Origin of the sequence: Candidatus Leptofilum sp. (assembly GCF_965223285.1) — a bacterium.
In the GTDB taxonomy this organism is placed as follows: Bacteria; Chloroflexota; Anaerolineae; order Promineifilales; family Promineifilaceae; genus Leptofilum.
Genome location: NZ_OZ244997.1, coordinates 4,458,405 through 4,475,825, shown reverse-complemented (window position 1 = coordinate 4,475,825; position 17,421 = coordinate 4,458,405). Strand labels below are relative to the sequence as shown.

General features: G+C 52.9%; 12 protein-coding genes. 11 read left to right on the top strand and 1 reads right to left on the bottom strand.

The features are described 5' to 3' along the window. The first annotated feature begins 96 nt into the window (after positions 1 to 96). The 6 genes from ACOQPU_RS20070 (at position 97) to ACOQPU_RS20045 (ending at position 5,927) form a co-directional block, all read left to right on the top strand. Positions 97 to 1,455, top strand: coding sequence for an MFS transporter (locus tag ACOQPU_RS20070; RefSeq protein WP_420641620.1), 1,359 nt, complete (start codon positions 97 to 99; stop codon positions 1,453 to 1,455). Positions 1,456 to 1,497: 42 nt separating this feature from the next. Further along, a complete protein-coding gene (locus ACOQPU_RS20065) occupies positions 1,498 to 1,632 on the top strand; it encodes a hypothetical protein (RefSeq protein ID WP_420641619.1) in 135 nt (44 codons plus the stop codon). A gap of 5 nt (positions 1,633 to 1,637) precedes the next feature. Beyond that, complete coding sequence (locus tag ACOQPU_RS20060; protein ID WP_420641618.1) at positions 1,638 to 2,972, top strand: hydroxymethylglutaryl-CoA reductase, degradative; 1,335 nt, start codon at positions 1,638 to 1,640, stop codon at positions 2,970 to 2,972. A 67-nt stretch (positions 2,973 to 3,039) separates the two neighbouring features. Continuing rightward, positions 3,040 to 4,116, top strand: a complete 1,077-nt coding sequence (locus ACOQPU_RS20055; RefSeq protein WP_420641617.1) for a hydroxymethylglutaryl-CoA synthase — start codon at positions 3,040 to 3,042, stop codon at positions 4,114 to 4,116. A 70-nt stretch (positions 4,117 to 4,186) separates the two neighbouring features. Beyond that, positions 4,187 to 5,341, top strand: coding sequence for a thiolase domain-containing protein (locus tag ACOQPU_RS20050; RefSeq protein ID WP_420641616.1), 1,155 nt, complete (start codon positions 4,187 to 4,189; stop codon positions 5,339 to 5,341). Between the two features lie 175 nt (positions 5,342 to 5,516). Next, positions 5,517 to 5,927, top strand: a complete 411-nt coding sequence (locus tag ACOQPU_RS20045) for a Zn-ribbon domain-containing OB-fold protein (protein ID WP_420641615.1) — start codon at positions 5,517 to 5,519, stop codon at positions 5,925 to 5,927. Between the two features lie 107 nt (positions 5,928 to 6,034). On the opposite strand, the gene ACOQPU_RS20040 is transcribed toward ACOQPU_RS20045, so the two are convergent. Beyond that, positions 6,035 to 7,051: a LacI family DNA-binding transcriptional regulator gene (locus ACOQPU_RS20040; RefSeq protein ID WP_420641614.1), complete on the bottom strand. Its 1,017-nt coding sequence runs from the start codon at positions 7,049 to 7,051 to the stop codon at positions 6,035 to 6,037. Positions 7,052 to 7,532: 481 nt separating this feature from the next. On the opposite strand from ACOQPU_RS20040, the gene ACOQPU_RS20035 reads away from it, so the two are divergent. The 5 genes from ACOQPU_RS20035 (at position 7,533) to ACOQPU_RS20015 (ending at position 17,279) form a co-directional block, all read left to right on the top strand. Further along, positions 7,533 to 9,020: an ABC transporter substrate-binding protein gene (locus ACOQPU_RS20035; protein ID WP_420641613.1), complete on the top strand. Its 1,488-nt coding sequence runs from the start codon at positions 7,533 to 7,535 to the stop codon at positions 9,018 to 9,020. A 145-nt stretch (positions 9,021 to 9,165) separates the two neighbouring features. After that, complete coding sequence (locus tag ACOQPU_RS20030) at positions 9,166 to 10,143, top strand: carbohydrate ABC transporter permease (RefSeq protein WP_420641612.1); 978 nt, start codon at positions 9,166 to 9,168, stop codon at positions 10,141 to 10,143. A gap of 4 nt (positions 10,144 to 10,147) precedes the next feature. Beyond that, entirely contained in the window at positions 10,148 to 11,221 is a 1,074-nt protein-coding gene (locus tag ACOQPU_RS20025; protein WP_420641611.1) for an ABC transporter permease subunit, read from the top strand. Then, positions 11,221 to 12,081, top strand: coding sequence for a glycoside hydrolase family 16 protein (locus ACOQPU_RS20020; protein ID WP_420641610.1), 861 nt, complete (start codon positions 11,221 to 11,223; stop codon positions 12,079 to 12,081). Before ACOQPU_RS20025 ends, ACOQPU_RS20020 begins: the two co-directional genes overlap by 1 nt. Before the next feature lie 305 nt (positions 12,082 to 12,386). Further along, complete coding sequence (locus tag ACOQPU_RS20015; RefSeq protein WP_420641609.1) at positions 12,387 to 17,279, top strand: carbohydrate binding domain-containing protein; 4,893 nt, start codon at positions 12,387 to 12,389, stop codon at positions 17,277 to 17,279. Positions 17,280 to 17,421: the final 142 nt, after the last annotated feature.

Here is a 17,421-nt window from a genome sequence, read left to right as displayed (position 1 = left end):
TCCCGCTACGTGCCCCCTAAAAACCACCGCTGCCACATCTGCTTCAAACAAAACTGCTATAGGCTATCTGGCCAAACCCGCGTATGATGGGCGGCTATGTCTAAAATTCGCGAACACCCATCACAAGCTGCCCCAAGCCCCGCCGAAATAACAGAAAACGTGCCAGCAACGGCCGTTCCCCCACAAACCGACCCTCTCGTCCAAAAATCGCCCATCTTTTACGGCTGGATCATCTTTGCCGTGGGCACGATTGGCCTCACCATGACCAGCCCTGGCCAAACCTATGCCGTCTCCATCTTTATCGAGCATTTCATTCACGACCTGAGCCTCAGCCGCTCGCTGGTAAGCTCCCTCTACACGGTGGGCACACTCACGGGCAGCTTTGCCCTCCCCTTCATCGGGCGGCAAATTGACCAGCGCGGCCACCGCCTGATGGTGCTGCTCATCTCCGTCGGCTTTGGCCTCGCCTGCATCTATATGGGATTTGTGCAGAATGCCATCATGCTAGGTCTTGGCTTTGTGGCCATTCGCATGTTGGGGCAGGGCAGCCTCTCGGTTGTGAGCCAAAACGTTATCAACCAGTGGTGGGTGCGGCGGCGCGGCATGATCATGGGCTTGGCAGGTCTGCTTTTTGCGCTGCTGGGCTTGGGACTTTTCCCCAATTTAATCAATTGGCTCATTCCTATTTACAGTTGGCGCACCACCTACATGATTTTGGGCGGCATCCTGCTGCTTTTTATGGCGCCGGTGGGCGCAATTTTCTTCCGAGAACGGCCAGAACTGTATGGATTGCAGCCCGATGGCTTGGCTGAACCTGTAAAAGATAGCTTAGTGGAAACGGCCGTTCCCACCCTCACCCCCAGCGAAGAAAATTGGACAGTCAGCGAGGTCATTCGCACAGGCGCATTCTGGAACATCTCGCTGGGCATTGCTTCCATTGCCATGCTGTCTACCGGCTTGTTCTTTCACATGATCAGCATCTTCGACGACAACCAGCTATCCGCCGACGTAGCGGCTTCGGTTTATGTGCCCATTGCCGTCACCACCGCCCTGGTAAACCTCGTTGGCGGCTATCTGATGGATCGCGTGGCTCCCCGCTTTTTATTGGCGACTGCGCTTTTGCTGCAAGCCATTTGCCTAGTGATGGTTCCATATTTGTCTACCGTAGAAATTGCCTTTTTGTACGGCATGGTGTTGGGGGGAACCAGCGGCCTGTCTCGCATTGTTGGCAGCGTCATCTGGGCCACCTATTTCGGTCGTCGTCATTTGGGCAGCATTACCGGTCTGGCAACCCCCATCGGGGTCGCTGGTACCGCCTTTGGCCCACTCATCTTCGGCGTTGGTCGGGATACGATGGGCAGTTACAACACGGTGCTATTTGTTTCTGCCATCATGCCGTTCCTGTTAGGCATTGCGGCACTCTTCCTCACAAAGCCCCAAAAACAAAACGGGTAATGTTTCCTTAAATCCTCCTCATTTCGTCCCTCAATTCCTCTCGTGACAGCTTTTGACAGTGTTTCGCCTGTATATTTCGGGGCGGTGGCGGCCAAACGCGCCTCGCTGGCAAACGGCCGTCCCGCACAAGACTTCAAAAGTCTATTAGACAACTTCCCCACCACCAAAGATGGTTAAGACTTTTGAAGTCTACATCGCGCAACAAACACAAGGAGAAACAAGTGGGTTCAAAATCATCACGACTACCAGGGTTTTATAAACGGCCGTTAGCCGAACGCATACAAATCATTGCCGACTGGGCGGGATTGGACAGTGACGAAGCGGCCGTTCTCAACGAACAAGGGCTAACCAACGAACTAGCCGACAAAATGATCGAAAACACGCTGGGCACCTTTGCCCTGCCGCTCGGCGTCGCCGCCAACTTTCAGATCAACGGCCGTGATTACCTTATCCCTATGGCGGTAGAAGAGCCCAGCGTCGTCGCCGCCGTGAGCAACGCAGCCAAGAAGATTCGCGCCGGGGGTGGCTTCCAAACCTCCGCTACCGACCCCGTGATGATTGGCCAGATTCAGGTGCTGGACATCCCCGACATGGACGCCGCCATTGCCGCTATTGAAGCCAACAAAGCCAGCCTGCTGGAAACGGCCAACTGCTGCGACAAGGTGATTGTGAGCCTGGGCGGTGGGGCGCAAGACATTGTGGCACGGCCGTTCCCCAACACCCCCGTCGGCCCCATGCTCATCGTTCACCTGCACTTCGACACGCGGGACGCGATGGGCGCCAACGCGATTAACACTGCGCTGGAATCACTGGCTCCGAAGATTGCTGATTTGACAAACGGCCGTACCAGCCTACGCATCCTCTCCAACCTGGCCGACCAGCGCACCGCCACCGCCCGCTGCACCATCCCCGCCGACCAGCTTGCCACCAAAGACCGCAGCGGCCAAGAAGTGGCCAAGCTCATCGAAGAAGCCAACGCCTTTGCCATTGTAGACCCGTACCGGGCTGCGACGCACAACAAAGGCATCATGAACGGCATTGACGCCGTCTGCATCGCCACGGGCAACGATTGGCGGGCTGTGGAAGCGGGTGCTCATGCCTTTGCAGCAAGGGACGGCCGTTACCAATCCCTCACCGACTGGCACGTAGACGAAAACGGTGATCTCTACGGCGAAATTACGCTGCCGATGGCTGTGGGCATGGTGGGCGGCGCCACCAAAGTGCATCCCACTGCTCGTGTCGCTATGAAAATCTTAGACGTGAACTCCGCGCCCGAACTGGCCCAAGTAATGGCCGCCGTCGGGCTGGCGCAAAACCTGGCCGCCATCAACGCCCTGGCCACCGTGGGCATCCAAAAAGGACACATGGCCCTCCACGCCCGGCAGGTGGCTATGGCCGCAGGCGCACCTGAAGAACTTATCCAACAAGTGGCCGATCAACTCGTCTCCGAACGGCGGATTCACGTGGATCGCGCGGCGCAACTTTTAGACGAAATGAAGAAAAATGTAATTGAGTAATTGGGTAATTGAGCAGTTAATAAAATTGCCGAATTCCTAATTACCAGTTACCTCTCCGAGGTAAAAAATGAGCGAATACAAACCTCAAGATGGACTCATGAAACCAGACCGCCCGGTGGGCATTGTGGGGTATGGAGCCTATGTACCCCGCTACCGTCTGCCCGCCAGCGAGGTCTCCAAAATGTGGACGAACGGCACGGGCGGCACGCCCATCGTAGAAAAAGCGGTCAACGGGCTGGACGAAGACGTGATTACCATGTCGATTGAAGCGGCCAGAAACGCACTGATGCGCGGCCGTATCAACCCACAAGAAATTCGTGCCGTCTGGGTAGGCAGCGAAAGTCATCCCTACGCTGTGAAGCCCAGCAGCACCATCGTTGCCGAGGCAATTGGTGCCGTGCCCAACACCATGGCTGGCGACTGGGAGTTTGCCTGCAAAGCAGGCACCGAAGCAATGCAAGCCGCAATTGGCTTTGTTGGGTCTGGTATGGCACGTTATGCCTTTAGCATTGGCATGGACACTGCCCAGGGCCGCCCTGGTGATGCGTTGGAGTATACGGCGGCGGCTGGCGGTGCGGCCGTTTTGCTGGGTCCAGGCGATGAATCAGTTGCCATCATCAACGGCTCCTACTCCTTCGTGACGGACACGCCAGACTTTTGGCGGCGTGCCCATGCAGAATATCCCTCTCATGGTGACCGGTTCACAGGTGAACCTGCCTACTTCAAGCACGTCACAGGCGCGGCCGAAATGCTGATGGACTCACTGGGCACGACCTCGGCCGATTATGATTGGGCTGTGTTCCACCAGCCCAACGCCAAATTTCCACAGCGTGTGGGCAAAAGCCTCGGCTTCACGCCAGAGCAAATCAAACCCGGCCTGCTTAGTCCGCGCATTGGCAACACCTACTCTGGCTCTACCATGATTGGCCTCACCGCCATTTTGGACATTGCCGAACCGGGCGACCGCATCCTGATGGTGAGCTACGGCTCTGGTGCTGGCTCCGACGCCTTCGACATCGAAGTGACCGACAAGCTGCCCGAAGCGCAAAATCGCGCCACCACGACCGAAGAATATATCAGCCGCCGCACGGAAATTAATTACGCAACGTACACGCGATATCGAGACAAGCTGAAGTTGAGCTAGTTTTGACCCCCTCCCTAGCCCTCCCCCTAGCCCCCTCGGGAGGGGGCTAGGGGGAGGGAAAAACCACCTTATGAACGACGTATCAATCATTGGCCTGGGCCAAACCGAAGTAAAAGAAATGTGGAGCACCTCGATTCGCCATTTGGCATGGTATGCCATCGAGGCAGCATTAGACGATGCCCACGTGAGCAAAGTAGATGCCCTGTTTGTAGGCAATATGGCCACTGGAAAACTCAGTAATCAGATGCATCTGGGCGCATTGGTGGCTGACTTTGCCGGGATGCGCGGTATTGAAGCAGTGACGGTGGAAGCGGCTGATGCTTCTGGCGGTGCCGCCTTGCGTCAGGCTGTCTTGGCCGTAAAAAGCGGCCTGGTTGAAACCGCGCTGGTCGTTGGCGTCGAGAAGATGACGGATCAGGTGGGGAGTCCGGTAACGGCCGTTCTCGCCAGCACCCTCGACGCAGACTATGAAGCCATTCACGGGCTTACTGTAGCAGGCATGGGCGCGCTATTAATGCGCCGTTACATGCACGAATATGGATTAGCTGTAGAAGATTTTGCCAATTTCAGCGTGAACGCCCACACCAACGGTGCAGACAATCCGTTGGCGATGTATCGCAATCGCTTGAAGGCGGAACGGTTTGGCAATGCACCGCCGGTTGCTACGCCCGTAAGCCTGTTCGATGCCGCACCCAGCGGTGACGGCTCAGCGGCGGTCATCATCACGCGCCACGAACGCGCGCAGGATATGGTGCCCCAGCCCGTCCGCATTGCTGGCTCGGCCTTGGCTACCGACACGCTGGCCTTGCACGACCGCAAAAATATGCTGCATCTGCGCGCCGCCGAAATCAGTGCCCAAAAAGCAATGAAAGCTGCGGGCGTCAGCCACGACGACATTGACCTCTTTGAACTGCACGATTCATTCACCGTCATGGCCACCCTGTCGTTGGAGGCAGCTGGTTTTGCCGCGCCCGGTGAGGGATGGCAGTTGGCACGGGATATGGAGATTGGTCGGAACGGCCGTATTCCCATCAGCACCTTTGGTGGACTCAAAGCACGCGGTAATCCCGGTGGCGCGACGGGCATGTACCAAATTGTGGAAGTAGCACGTCAGCTACGCGGTCAGGCAGGCGACAACCAAATCCCTAACGCCAAAATTGGTATGGCGCAAAATTTAGGGGGCAGTGGGGCAACGGCCGTTACGCACATTCTGAGTAATCGGTGAGTCAGTAAATAGCGATCGGTCACCCATTTTTCTCTGGATACTCCCCTTTTGATAGCTTTTGACAGTGTTTTTAGCGTGGCTGACAGGGAATGAGAGGTGTTTTAGCCATAATAGATTGTGACAAACGGCGCAAACGGCCGTATGAATCCTGATAATGTATTAGGGAGACAAAATAATGGAAGTTTCACGCCATTGGCGATTACAAGAACAACGATACAAATTAGTAGGCGAAACGTGCGATACCTGCGGTGTTAAGCTATTTCCACCGCGTGACGTTTGCCTGGAATGCAAAGCACCCGCATATAAACTGTACACATTTACTGGCCATGGTGAAATCTACTCATTCACCACTATCTACGATGCCCCGGCAGGTTTTGAACACAACGCGCCGTACACCGTCGCGCTGGTTAAATTGGAAGAAGGCCCCATCATTACTGCCCAACTTACCGACGTGGCTGAAAGTGAATTGAGTATTGGGATGCCCGTAGAAATGGTTACCCGCAAGCTACGTACGGACGGCGAAGAAGGCATGATTGTGTACGGTTACAAATTTCGTCCTGCTGTTACACAACCTGTCCTGCATTAAATAGTAAAAAGCTCAAAATAAAAGAGGTGCTATTGATCTTTGAAGACAATAGCACCTCTTTTTTTACAAATTTCTCAATCTCCCCCGAAGCTACACCATAAACGAATTTACCGAATCCGAGCCACAGATTCCCGAACAATGAGCTGACTCTCAAAAATCTTATTTGTCACCGTTTTGCCATTGATTAAATCAAGAACGGCCGTGGCCGTAGCCTTTCCCATTGCAATGGCGGGTTGGCGCACGGTAGTTAAAGGCGGAACCATAAAAGCGGCTGCTACTTCATCATCAAAACCAACCAAAGAAACATCATCTGGCACACGAAACCCGCGCCGGTACAGTCCCAGCCGAGCACCTAAAGCCATGGCATCATTGGCAGCAAAGATTGCCGAAAATGTTTGTTTTTCCATCAGCAGCATTTCTATTGCCAAAGCACCAGATTGCTCCTGCAAATTTCCTTCTACAATCAGGCGCGGGTTTGGGGACAAGCCTGCATCTACCAATGCTTGTTTATAACCCCGAAGCCGCTGTTCCACATCAGTTACTGCTTCCTGATAATGCATTTTGGCTGTGATATGGGCAATGTTACGATGGCCTGCCTCAATCAGGTAATTCGTTAATTCATAAGCAGCCTTGAAATTGTCAGCGAAAATGCAGTTGCTATTGATGGATACCAATTCTCTAGCCACGACAACAGTAGGAATTTTTTGTCCAACCTCGGCCAAAAATGCTTCAGAAAGCTGGCCCCCAACAAAAATCAGGCCATCGACACGCCGGTCAGTAAAGGTTTCTAAGGCTCGTCGCTCAATAGCCCTGTCCCAACGGCCGTCCGCAAATAGTGCTGAATAATCAGAATTTTCCAACCCCTGCAAAATTCCTGCCAAAATGCCATCATAAAAAGGACTGCCAAAATTTTGCGTAATCACCCCAATCGTCATGGATTGCCCACTAGCCAGGCTTTGGGCAAACACATTTGGCCGATAATCCAGATCTGCCACAGCTTGCAATACGGCTTCCCGCTTAGGGGCTGTTACGCCACTGGATTTGCGAAGTACCCGCGAAACTGTACTGATTGAAACGTTTGCCTTCTGGGCAATATCCTCAATGGTAATCCTTCTTTCAGCCATAAAAATCACCTCAACAACTCATTATAAATGACCTCGGTTGGTATTATCGTACCTGAAAACGCTTTCAAAACCAAGAAGGAAAATAAGGGCCACTCAATAAATAAGGCGCAGTCACATTGTATACCTTTCACACATGGGAGCTAATTTGCTTGTTTATATTGACAAATAAAAGCAAATAGATTACTATTCTGAAAACGCTTTCAAGAAAATATCGAAATAAGCCACAAACCAAGAAAGTGTTTTCATCATAACAAGCATCACTTTTAACAATTTTCTTGAGGACTCATCTGATTTGCATTGAAATCAAACCAGTCCTAACAAGATCAGTCCAAACAAGTTGTTAAGCGAGCAAGAGAGGAGGTGCTTATTAGATAGGTTTAAGCAATTCAGATTTAGCCACCCTAGTTTTGCACAAGCCTTCCTCAGGCTTGTCACCAAATTTTTATCCACAAAAACCTAAACAATCCTCGGAGGAGAGAAAATGAAAAACATACGGTTTTTACATATCATTCTTTTAGCAGCACTCAGTCTGCTACTATTTGCTTGCGGCGGCGGCGAGGCGGAAGAAGCAGATACGTCTGCTGAAGACACAACCGCAGCCGAAGCAGATACCCCGGCCGAAGACGCTGCTGAAGAAGATGAAGAGATGGCTGAAGAATCAACCGGCGACCGTCAACAGGTTCGCTGGTTTGTTGGTTTAGGCGCAGGTTCTGATGAGCCAATGTTCGAGCCACAAGAGCAAGTTGTTGCTGACTTCAACGCCAGCCAAGATGACATTGAACTGGTGCTGGAAATTGTAGATGCTGACCAGGCATATGCCACTCTGGCCACGCAAATTGCTGCTGGCAACGCCCCCGACATCGTAGGTCCCGTTGGCATTCGTGGTCGTGACTTCTTCCGCGGTGCCTGGCTTGACCTCCAGCCACTGATCGATGCAGAAAATTATGACCTAAGCGATTTTGATCCGGCTCTGGTTGAATTCTATGTTGATGCAGCCGAAGGCCAGCTCGGCTTGCCATTTGCCATCTTCCCCTCATTCCTGTCTGTAAATTATGACCTCTTTGATGAAGCGGGTCTGGAATACCCGCCAATGGAATACGGCGCACCCTACGTCAACGCTGATGGTGAAGAGGTTCCATGGGATCTGGATGCCTTGCGCGACGTAGCTCTGCTGCTAACGGTTGATGCCAATGGCAATGATGCCACCAGCCCCGACTTCGACACAGACAACATTGTGCAGTTCGGTTACTATGAACAATGGACCGACTTCCGCGGCGTTGCCACCCTGTTTGGCCCTGGCTCCCTGGTAGATGATAGTGGGAATGCGCAGGTGCCGGATCATTGGCGTGACGCTGCCAAATGGTTCTACGATGCACAGTGGAACGAAGTCTTCTACCCCAACGGCATTTACGATGCGTCCGACATCATTGCCGGTAACGGCTTTGAGTCTGGCAACGTGGCCATGTCCCACACCCATCTCTGGTACCACGGCTGCTGCATCGGCAACATCGACTTCACTTGGAACCTTGCCGCTATGCCAGCAAACGAGTTTACCGGTGGGCCAACCGCTAAAATGCATGCCGACACCTTTGGTATCATGAAATCTAGCGATAATCCAGAAGCCGCCTGGGAAGTTTTGAAATTCTTCCTCGGTGAAAATGCGGAAGAGATGACCAAAATGTACGGTGGTATGCCCGCTCGCCTGAGCCTGCAGGACACCTACTTCACAACTTTCGCTGAATCAATTGCTGATGGCGATACCATTAACTGGCAAGTTGTGGTGGATTCGATGGCCTACGCTGACAACCCCAACCACGAAAGCTACATGCCCAGCCCGCAAGAAGCCAACGATCGCTACAATGAATTCTGGACTCTGCTGGGCCAGGAACCGGATCGTGATGTAGATGCGGATATCGATCTCCTCATCGAAGACCTACAGGCCATCTACGATGCCGCTGGCAACGAATAAGTTTTCCTAAACAGTATTAAGGACATCAACATAACATAATATGTTGATGTCCTTCTCTTTTTTCCGCTTTTTCTGCTTTTTTATTATGGGGAAGTCATTTAAACAGTGTCGCTAATCGCAAGCGATGCTAATAGAGGAGGCACAGATGGCAGCAATTACTCCGGATACTATACCTGAGGGAACTCAGGCTGGTAAGCAGAAGCGGGGACGCATTGAACAAGAACAAATCAAGTGGGGTTTGATTTTTCTTAGTCCCTGGCTCATTGGTATTGTTATTTTCTACCTCATCCCATTTCTTGCTTCATTTGGTTTTTCACTAGTCGAATTTAACCTTGCCGTCCCAGAAGAGACCTCATTTGTGGGCTTTGCTAACTGGCGACGGGCATTATTCGATGATCCAAATGTGTACGAATCATTCGGCGTCACTTTTCTCTTCGCCGCTATTTCTTTGCCGATTGGCATGATTTTTGCCCTGTTGTTGGCACTATTGATGAACTCGAACAGCGTGCGCGGCAAGGCATTCTTCCGCACCATGTTTTTTATGCCCACAATGGTTCCATTGGTGGCCACTGTTTTGATTTGGGGCGGCGTCCTCAATGAACAAACAGGCTGGTACAACATCTTATTGCAAAATGTTTTTGGCATTGAAGCAGTGGGGGTTAGCGGTCTGCGCTGGCTGGCGGATCCCAGACTAATTTACTTCACACTCACCTTTATCGGCCTTTGGGCAGTGGGGAACACGATGATGATCACCCTCGCTGGCCTGCAGGGCGTGCCCACAGAAATGTATGAAGCAGCAGATATTGACGGTGCCGGTTACTGGCGCAAGATGCTCAGCATTACCGTGCCGATGATCTCCCCGGTGCTTTTCTACAACCTCGTTTTGGGTGCCATTGGCCTCATGCAATATTTCCTGGTGCCGTTCGTCCTCAATGGGGGTAACGGTTTTCCCGATGGAACGACTAATTACGTAGGGATTTACTTCTACAATCAGGCGTTCAAATTCTTTAACATGGGGTATGGGGCAACGATTGCCTGGCTCATCTTCCTTGTTTCTCTTGTTCTAACCGTTGTTTTATTCGGCAGTGCCCGCTACTGGGTTTACTACGCTGGGGAGGAATAATAGCATGGCTTCTGTAACAATACCTAACCGCAAATCAGGCTCCCGATTATCTCCCAAGGCGCGTCAACGTTTAAACACAGTGCTCATGACGCTGTTTACAGCGCTCGTTCTCTTCATTTTCCTACTGCCGTTGGGGTATGGGATCGTCACATCATTGAAGACAGACACCCAGGTCTCCTCTGCTGGTGCGCCTTGGTACCCAGCATCCCCGGTTACGTTTGAGTATGAGGGGAGCGAATACGATGTGTATGAGGTGCCAGTTGACGGCCGTACCGAACAGTGGGCGCTCATCAACAAAGGTCGCGAATCTAGTGAATTCATCGACCCGCAAAATGCCGCCGCTGGCCTGATCCCCTGGGACGGCCGTTGGCGCACCCTTGACCAAGCGTGGGAATGGGACCCGGTTTGGAGCAATTTCGTTGACGCCTGGAACACAATTAACTTTCCACGTCTGCTTGGCAACACCGTCTTCTACGCCGTCCTAAGCACGATCGGGGCTGTCTCCTCGGCTGCCCTCGTTGCTTATGGCTTTGCCCGTTACAACATCCCTGGCAAAGGAACGCTGTTCCTCATTGTGATGGCGACGATTATTTTGCCACCGGCAGTTACATTGGTGCCAACTTATGCGTTTTTTAATCGAATAGGCTGGGTAGGAACCTGGTGGCCGTTGATTGTGCCGCAGTTTTTTGCCAATGGGTACAACATTTTCTTGCTGCGACAATTCTTCTTGGGTATTCCCAAAGCATTGGATGAGGCAGCAATGATCGATGGAGCCGGGCATTTCCGAATTTTCTGGTCGGTCATTTTGCCCCAAGCGAAGGCGGCTCTACTGGCAGTCACGCTGTTCCACTTCTTCTTTGCCTGGAATGACTTCTTCGGGCCGCTGATCTACCTGGCTGGTAATCCAGATCTGTATCCAATTACGGTTGGACTGAACGGCTTCAATGGTCTGTACGAAGGGCAAGATAACCTGATTCAGGCAGCGTCGCTAACTGCAGCCGTTATCCCTCTAATTGTTTTCTTCTTCGCCCAAAAAGCGTTTATTCAAGGCGTTGTAATCACGGGTGTAGATAAGTAATGAGTTGGTCGTTTTCCCCACGGAAGGTGCTTCTGAGCTTGCTCTTGCTACTAATGGCTTGTAGCCCAGCCTTGGCCGATCCAACACCAACCGCAACGCCAGCTGCCACCCCTACCCCAGATTGGGTGCTCGAAGGGTGGCAGCTGGTTTGGCAGGATGAGTTTGAGGGGCAAACCATTGACCCAGCTAGCTGGACACATGAGATCGGCGGGCACGGCTGGGGGAACGGCGAAGCACAATATTACAGTGACGATCCTAAAAATTCGTACATTGAAGATGGCATGCTGGTCATACAGGCTTTGCAAGAAAACGTGCGGGGCAAGCTGTATACCTCAGCGCGACTGAGTACCCAGGGAAAGGTTGAGGTGGAGTACGGCCGTATCGAAGCGCGCATTCAAATTCCTGTTGGGCAAGGGCTTTGGCCTGCCTTTTGGATGCTGGGCAATGACATCGACCAAGTAGGCTGGCCCTTCTGCGGCGAGATTGACATCATGGAAAATATCGGCTCTGAGCCTTCAACAATACACGGAACCGTCCATGGGCCACGCTACTTTGGTGCCAATGGCGTTGGTCGGGCGAAAAACCTGCCGGATAATGCCCAATACACTGAGAATTTCCATATTTTTGCTATTGAATGGGAAGAAGAAGAAATTCGCTGGTATATGGATGGCGAGATGTATCACAAAATCACACCAACAACCATTCCCGGCGACTGGGTATTTGATCATCCCTTCTTCATCATTGTCAATCTGGCCGTAGGTGGCGAGTGGCCTGGCTACCCAGATGGTACCGCCACATTCCCGCAAACCATGAAAATTGATTATGTTCGCATTTACGAAGCAAGTGATGCAGCAGGATGATGAAACAATTTTAATTACAAGATTCAGAGAGCGATTGACAAAGTGATAGCTTTATCATTTTGCCATTCCTTATAGACCGACAATGCAACTCAGCACCTTGCTTTTTTCATTGTTACCCCAAAGGAGGCAACGCTATCGAAAAATAAAAGCAAAAATCATTTCTAAACCAACAGCATTGTAGACATAATGATTGGGTTTCATGCAGCAAAAAGGGGAAGGTGGGCCGTACACATGAACCCCCAACACAGGATGATCAAAGCGCAAAATGACACGCAAACCATCTCCTGTAAGGACGAAAAAGAGTGATGAATAAGAAAACCCGTGCTTTTACTTTTTTGGCACTGGCTGGCTTATTGTTAACAGCCTTCCTGGCACCATTTTCTTTGGCCGCAGCAACGCCAGATGTAGTCATTGATGATTTTGAAGATGGCGACGCCTCTGATTGGGGCTTTTTTGGCGGTAATGAAGCTGGCGGTGGCGGCGGTGCTCTGGACGACAGACCGCAGGAAGGCAGTTTCTACCTTAGCACAGGCTGGGGTGGCAATGGCTCCGACAGCGTTTTTTATGGCGGCTTTTTCAAAAACTTTGAAAACACTGCCCAGATAATCCCACCAGCCGATCCCTGGTTCAACGTTTGGATACTGAACCAGAGCGACGCAACTGTGAACCAATACACGCTGGAAATCACTATTCGTGAAGATCTGAATGGCGATGGCTGGACCGACGGCATGGAAGATTCTTTCCGCCTCGACACAACTTTCACCAGTGCCTCTTTTGATGATGAATGGACACTCGTGAGTGCCCCCCTCAGCGGGTTCTTGGACCTGGCAACAGGTGGCAATGGCACCTTCGACGGCAATCTCGATGAGGTTGTGGTGGTGGTGTCTGGGGTAGAGGGTGCCATCGGCTCAGCAGTTGAAGTTGATTTCGACCAGTTCTCCTTTACCGCTGGCGGCCCATTGGGTGGTGGCGGCGAAGCCATTGTTTTTGATGATATGGAGCATGGCGATCCTTTCGCAAATGGCTGGTTCTCTTTCGGTGGTTCGGTTGGTGGCGGCGGTATTGCAGCCAACTCAGCTGACCTACCTCCTACAGATGGCGGAGCTTTTTCGCTTGAAAGCGGTTGGGGGTCTGGCGGCGTGCCTGGTTTTTATGGTGGATTCGGCCGTACCAGCCTCACAGATTTGTCCATTGTCGACACGTTCAATTTCTGGATCAACCCGGATGCCGATCAGGATTACACATTGGAAATCAACCTGCAAGAGGATGACACCGGGGATGATTTGGCAGAAACGGCCGTTGACGATGAATTCCAATACAACTGTGTGGTTTCCCCCGCTGGCCCCTGTGCCATCAGCGGCGGTGGCTGGCAGCAAGTCTCCATTCCGCTGGATGAATTCTTTGACGACAACTCCTTCTTCACGGGAGGCAATGGGGTTCTAGATGCTGTTTCCGTGGCCAACGGCGGCAACGGGCAACTTGTAAACGTCGTTATTGCCGTCATTGGCAACTCCGGCTCCGATGCCACCTTCCGCACCGATTATTGGGTCTTCTCTAGTGGCAGCTTGAGTGAACCGTCAGTCATCATCGACGACTTTGAGAGCGGCCTACCTACTGGCGTAGATGGCAATGGCGTACCGATTGGCTTCATCACCTTTAGCGATGGCAGCCCGATTTCAATTGCCATCACAGATGCACCTCCGGCGCCTCTGCCCGGCTCGGCAGCAGGCAATAATGTGCTAGCCATGACGGGAGACGTGACGGCATTTGCAGGCTTTGTGCATGCGTTTGAGAATACGGCCGTTGACACCTGGGTGCCGCAAGATTGGAGCAGCTACGAAGGATTCAGCTTCTGGCTGTACGGTCAAAACACAGGCAGTACCGTCTTTGTGGACGTGATCGACAACCGGAACCCCGGTTCAACAGTTGATGATGGCGAGCGTTTCACAGTAAGTCTCATTGATGACTTCTCTGGCTGGCAATTCTTTGAATTCCCCTTCTCCAGCTTCGTGCGCAAAGACATTGGCAACGGTGCGCCAAACGATGGCTTTACGCTCACCCAGGTTCATGGCTGGGCATTGGGCACGCTAAACACCCCCGGCGAAGTGACTTACTACATTGATGATGCGGCCGTTTACGGTGTGGCTGAAATTCCCGAATTGGGCGTTACGTTTGCCGCCTCCAACTACGACATTGAAGAAGGCACCACGGGCAACATCACCGTGAAGCTCAACCGACCCATGAACAGTGACGATCCGGCACAAGTGTCAATTGATTACTTCACTGAAGTAGCATCTGCCACCCCAGGCAGCGAATACACACCAGTATCCGGGACGCTCACCTTTGTCAATGGTGGCCCCTTAGAATTAAGTTTCCCATTGGAAACGTTCGACGATACCAAATGGGAAGGCACCGAGCGCGTCATTCTGCGGCTCACCAACCCTGTGGATGTAGCAGCGGGCTTTGCTCTGCAAGCAACAGCATCTATCGTTGAAAATGATGCCTACGACCCGAACTTGCTGGACGATTTTGAGCGCTACCCATACCTCTGGGACAGTAGTGACAACGTCACCTTGTCGAATCCAACATTGAACCAGGCTTCACCGCTGGCGCGGCCAGGGCAAGATGCGCTTGAAGGCGTCTTGCAGGTTGATGGGCCGCTGGCTGTTGAGATCGAGGTGCAAGGCACGCTCTGTAATCGCGGTAACGGCATTATTCCGGTTGTGTTGTTCTCAACAGACGATTTTGATGCCACGACAGTTGATCACACAACGGTGACTTTGGGGGATGCTTACGAATTCCACAAGAACGGGCGTACGCGCCAGCCCATTCGCCATGAAGAGGATGTAAATGGCGACGGCAAATTGGACCTCGTCTTCCATTTCCGTTTTAGAGAAACTGGATTGGATTGCTTCCCAGACGTTGTGCCTTTTAATGGACAAACCTATGCTGGGCAAGCCATCACAGCTGGAGGATCAAATGCCAGCTTTAACCGCGATTTTGCCATCGGGCAAGATTGGTCCAACGGCGAAGCACTGACCTTCTGGTATTACGGCAGCAACAGTGGCGAAGACGTAACGGTCAATCTGAAAGATAATCGTGCACCAGACCCCGGCCCAGCAGGTTGGGAAATGGTTTGGAGCGAGGAGTTCAACGAACCCGCCGGCACACCGCCTAATCCAGAATACTGGAGTTATGAAATTGGCGATGGTGCGGTTAACGGCATCCCCGGCTGGGGCAATGACGAATTCCAATATTACACCGATGACCCCGCCAACGCTGCCACCGATGGCAATGGCAACATGGTGTTGACCGTTCGTGAAGCGGATGGTTCGCTGCAATGTTACTACGGCTCGTGTGATTACACGTCGGCGCGGTTGATCTCCTGGCGCAAGGCAGAATTTGCCTACGGCCGTATCGAATCCCGCATCCTGGTGCCAGAAGGTGAAGCAGGTTTATGGCCTGCCTTCTGGAGCCTGGGTACCGACATCGACGTGGTGAACTGGCCGCAAACCGGCGAAATTGACTTCATGGAATACGTCAGCCGCCTGCCTAACGAAATCTTTGGCACCATTCATGGCCCCGGCTATGCTGGTGGACAAAGTTTCGGCAACGTCGTTGACTTTGGCGAACCGGTATACAACAACTATCATACCTTTGCCATCGAGTGGCAGCCCGATCTCATCGAATGGTATGTGGACGGCATGCTGTACCACAGCGCCACGCCAGCCGATGTGGCACCGAACGAATGGGTCTTCAACGATCCCGTCTTTCTGCTGCTGAACGTCGCCATTGGCGGTAACTTCGGTGGGGCGATTTCACCCGACCTGGAGCTGCCGCAGTCGATGGCGGTTGATTACATCCGCGTTTACCAGGGGCCAGATACGGCCGAACAGTTTGAAGCCACCTTTGTAGATAACTTCACGGGTTGGCAGCAAATCGAAGTTCCCTTCACCAGCTTTGCCCGCAGCGCCGAGCAACCGGCTGGCGCACCAAACGATGGCTTGACCCTGAGCGAAGTTTGGGGCTACGGCTTCACCTTGCCAGACAATGGTTTGCCCACAGGCACCACCTGGCTAGACGTGGTCGCCGTGAAGCCAGTGCCGCCGCCAACGGCATTAACGGTCACCACGCTGGCCGACAGTGGTGCAGGCTCCCTACGCGAAGCCATTGAGCTTATCGCGGCAGACGGCACAATCACCTTTGACCCCAGCCTGGCGGGTGGCACCGTTGCCCTCACCTCGGGGCAGCTTGACGTGACCCGCAGCATGGTCATTGACGGCAGTGGCGCACCGGGTCTGACGGTAAGCGGCAGCAACCTCTCGCGCGTTTTCCAGATGGCGGCAGGTGCTATCGTGAGCATCAACGACCTGACGGTGGCCGATGGCGTTGGCTCACCGCAAGGTGGCGGCATCCTGAACTTTGGGACGCTGAACCTGGAGAACGTGGTGGTGATGAACAACACGGAATCCAGCACCGGCGCGGCAGACTTCCAGCTTGGCGGTGGCGGCATCTACAATGGTGATGGTGCCACGCTGAACATGAACAACAGTGCGGTGATGAACAACAGCACGCTTGGTCAGCCCGGTGGCGGTATTTATGGCTTCTTCAACAGCAGCATTAATCTCACCAACAGCACGGTGAGTGGCAATGTGGCTGGGGACGTGGCTGGTGGCCTGCGGACATTGGGCAATGTCACCATCGAGAACAGCACCATCAGTGGCAACACCTCCACAGCGTGGCACGGTGGCGCGATGTTCCTGACAGATGGTACAGTAACCATTCTGAACAGCACTGTTGTGGGCAATAGTGCGCCAGACGGCACGGCTGGTGGCCTCATGGTTGCCACCTTTGGCGCACCCGTGAACGTGACGGTGCAAAACAGCATCATCGCTGACAACGGCACCTACAACTGTCAGGTAGAAGGTAGCCCGGCAACGGCCGTTCTCACTTCGCTTGGTAATAATGTGGCCACAGATGGCTCTTGTGCGGCCGTTGGCAGCGACATCATTGTGGCCCCTGGCGGTGCCGGAGTTGATATGCTGGCCGACAATGGTGGCCCCACGCTGACCCATGCCTTATTGGCAGGAAGCGCGGCCATTGATGCGGCGAATACGGCCGTTTGCCCCGCAACCGATCAGCGCGGCGTGGCCCGTGACGCAGCCTGCGACATTGGCGCGTTTGAGTTTCTTCCGTAGAATGATCGTGGTAGGGGAATGGCATGTCATTCCCCTACCAAAGTTACATGTTTTGTTCAAAAACGAATAAGTAAACAAGAAGGCTTTGGCCGGTGTGGTTCCAGCCAAAGCCTTCTTCTTTTTAGTCCGTTTTGTGGAGAGG

Bases quoted from the DNA above. Each gene is read 5' to 3' on its own strand.
- ACOQPU_RS20020 (WP_420641610.1), top strand. From the start codon at position 11,221: ATGAGTTGGTCGTTTTCCCCACGGAAGGTGCTTCTGAGCTTGCTCTTG.
- ACOQPU_RS20035 (WP_420641613.1), top strand. From the start codon at position 7,533: ATGAAAAACATACGGTTTTTACATATCATTCTTTTAGCAGCACTCAGT.
- ACOQPU_RS20055 (WP_420641617.1), top strand. From the start codon at position 3,040: ATGAGCGAATACAAACCTCAAGATGGACTCATGAAACCAGACCGCCCG.
- ACOQPU_RS20025 (WP_420641611.1), top strand. From the start codon at position 10,148: ATGGCTTCTGTAACAATACCTAACCGCAAATCAGGCTCCCGATTATCT.
- ACOQPU_RS20070 (WP_420641620.1), top strand. From the start codon at position 97: ATGTCTAAAATTCGCGAACACCCATCACAAGCTGCCCCAAGCCCCGCC.
- ACOQPU_RS20040 (WP_420641614.1), bottom strand. From the start codon at position 7,051: ATGGCTGAAAGAAGGATTACCATTGAGGATATTGCCCAGAAGGCAAAC.
- ACOQPU_RS20050 (WP_420641616.1), top strand. From the start codon at position 4,187: ATGAACGACGTATCAATCATTGGCCTGGGCCAAACCGAAGTAAAAGAA.
- ACOQPU_RS20045 (WP_420641615.1), top strand. From the start codon at position 5,517: ATGGAAGTTTCACGCCATTGGCGATTACAAGAACAACGATACAAATTA.
- ACOQPU_RS20030 (WP_420641612.1), top strand. From the start codon at position 9,166: ATGGCAGCAATTACTCCGGATACTATACCTGAGGGAACTCAGGCTGGT.
- ACOQPU_RS20015 (WP_420641609.1), top strand. From the start codon at position 12,387: ATGAATAAGAAAACCCGTGCTTTTACTTTTTTGGCACTGGCTGGCTTA.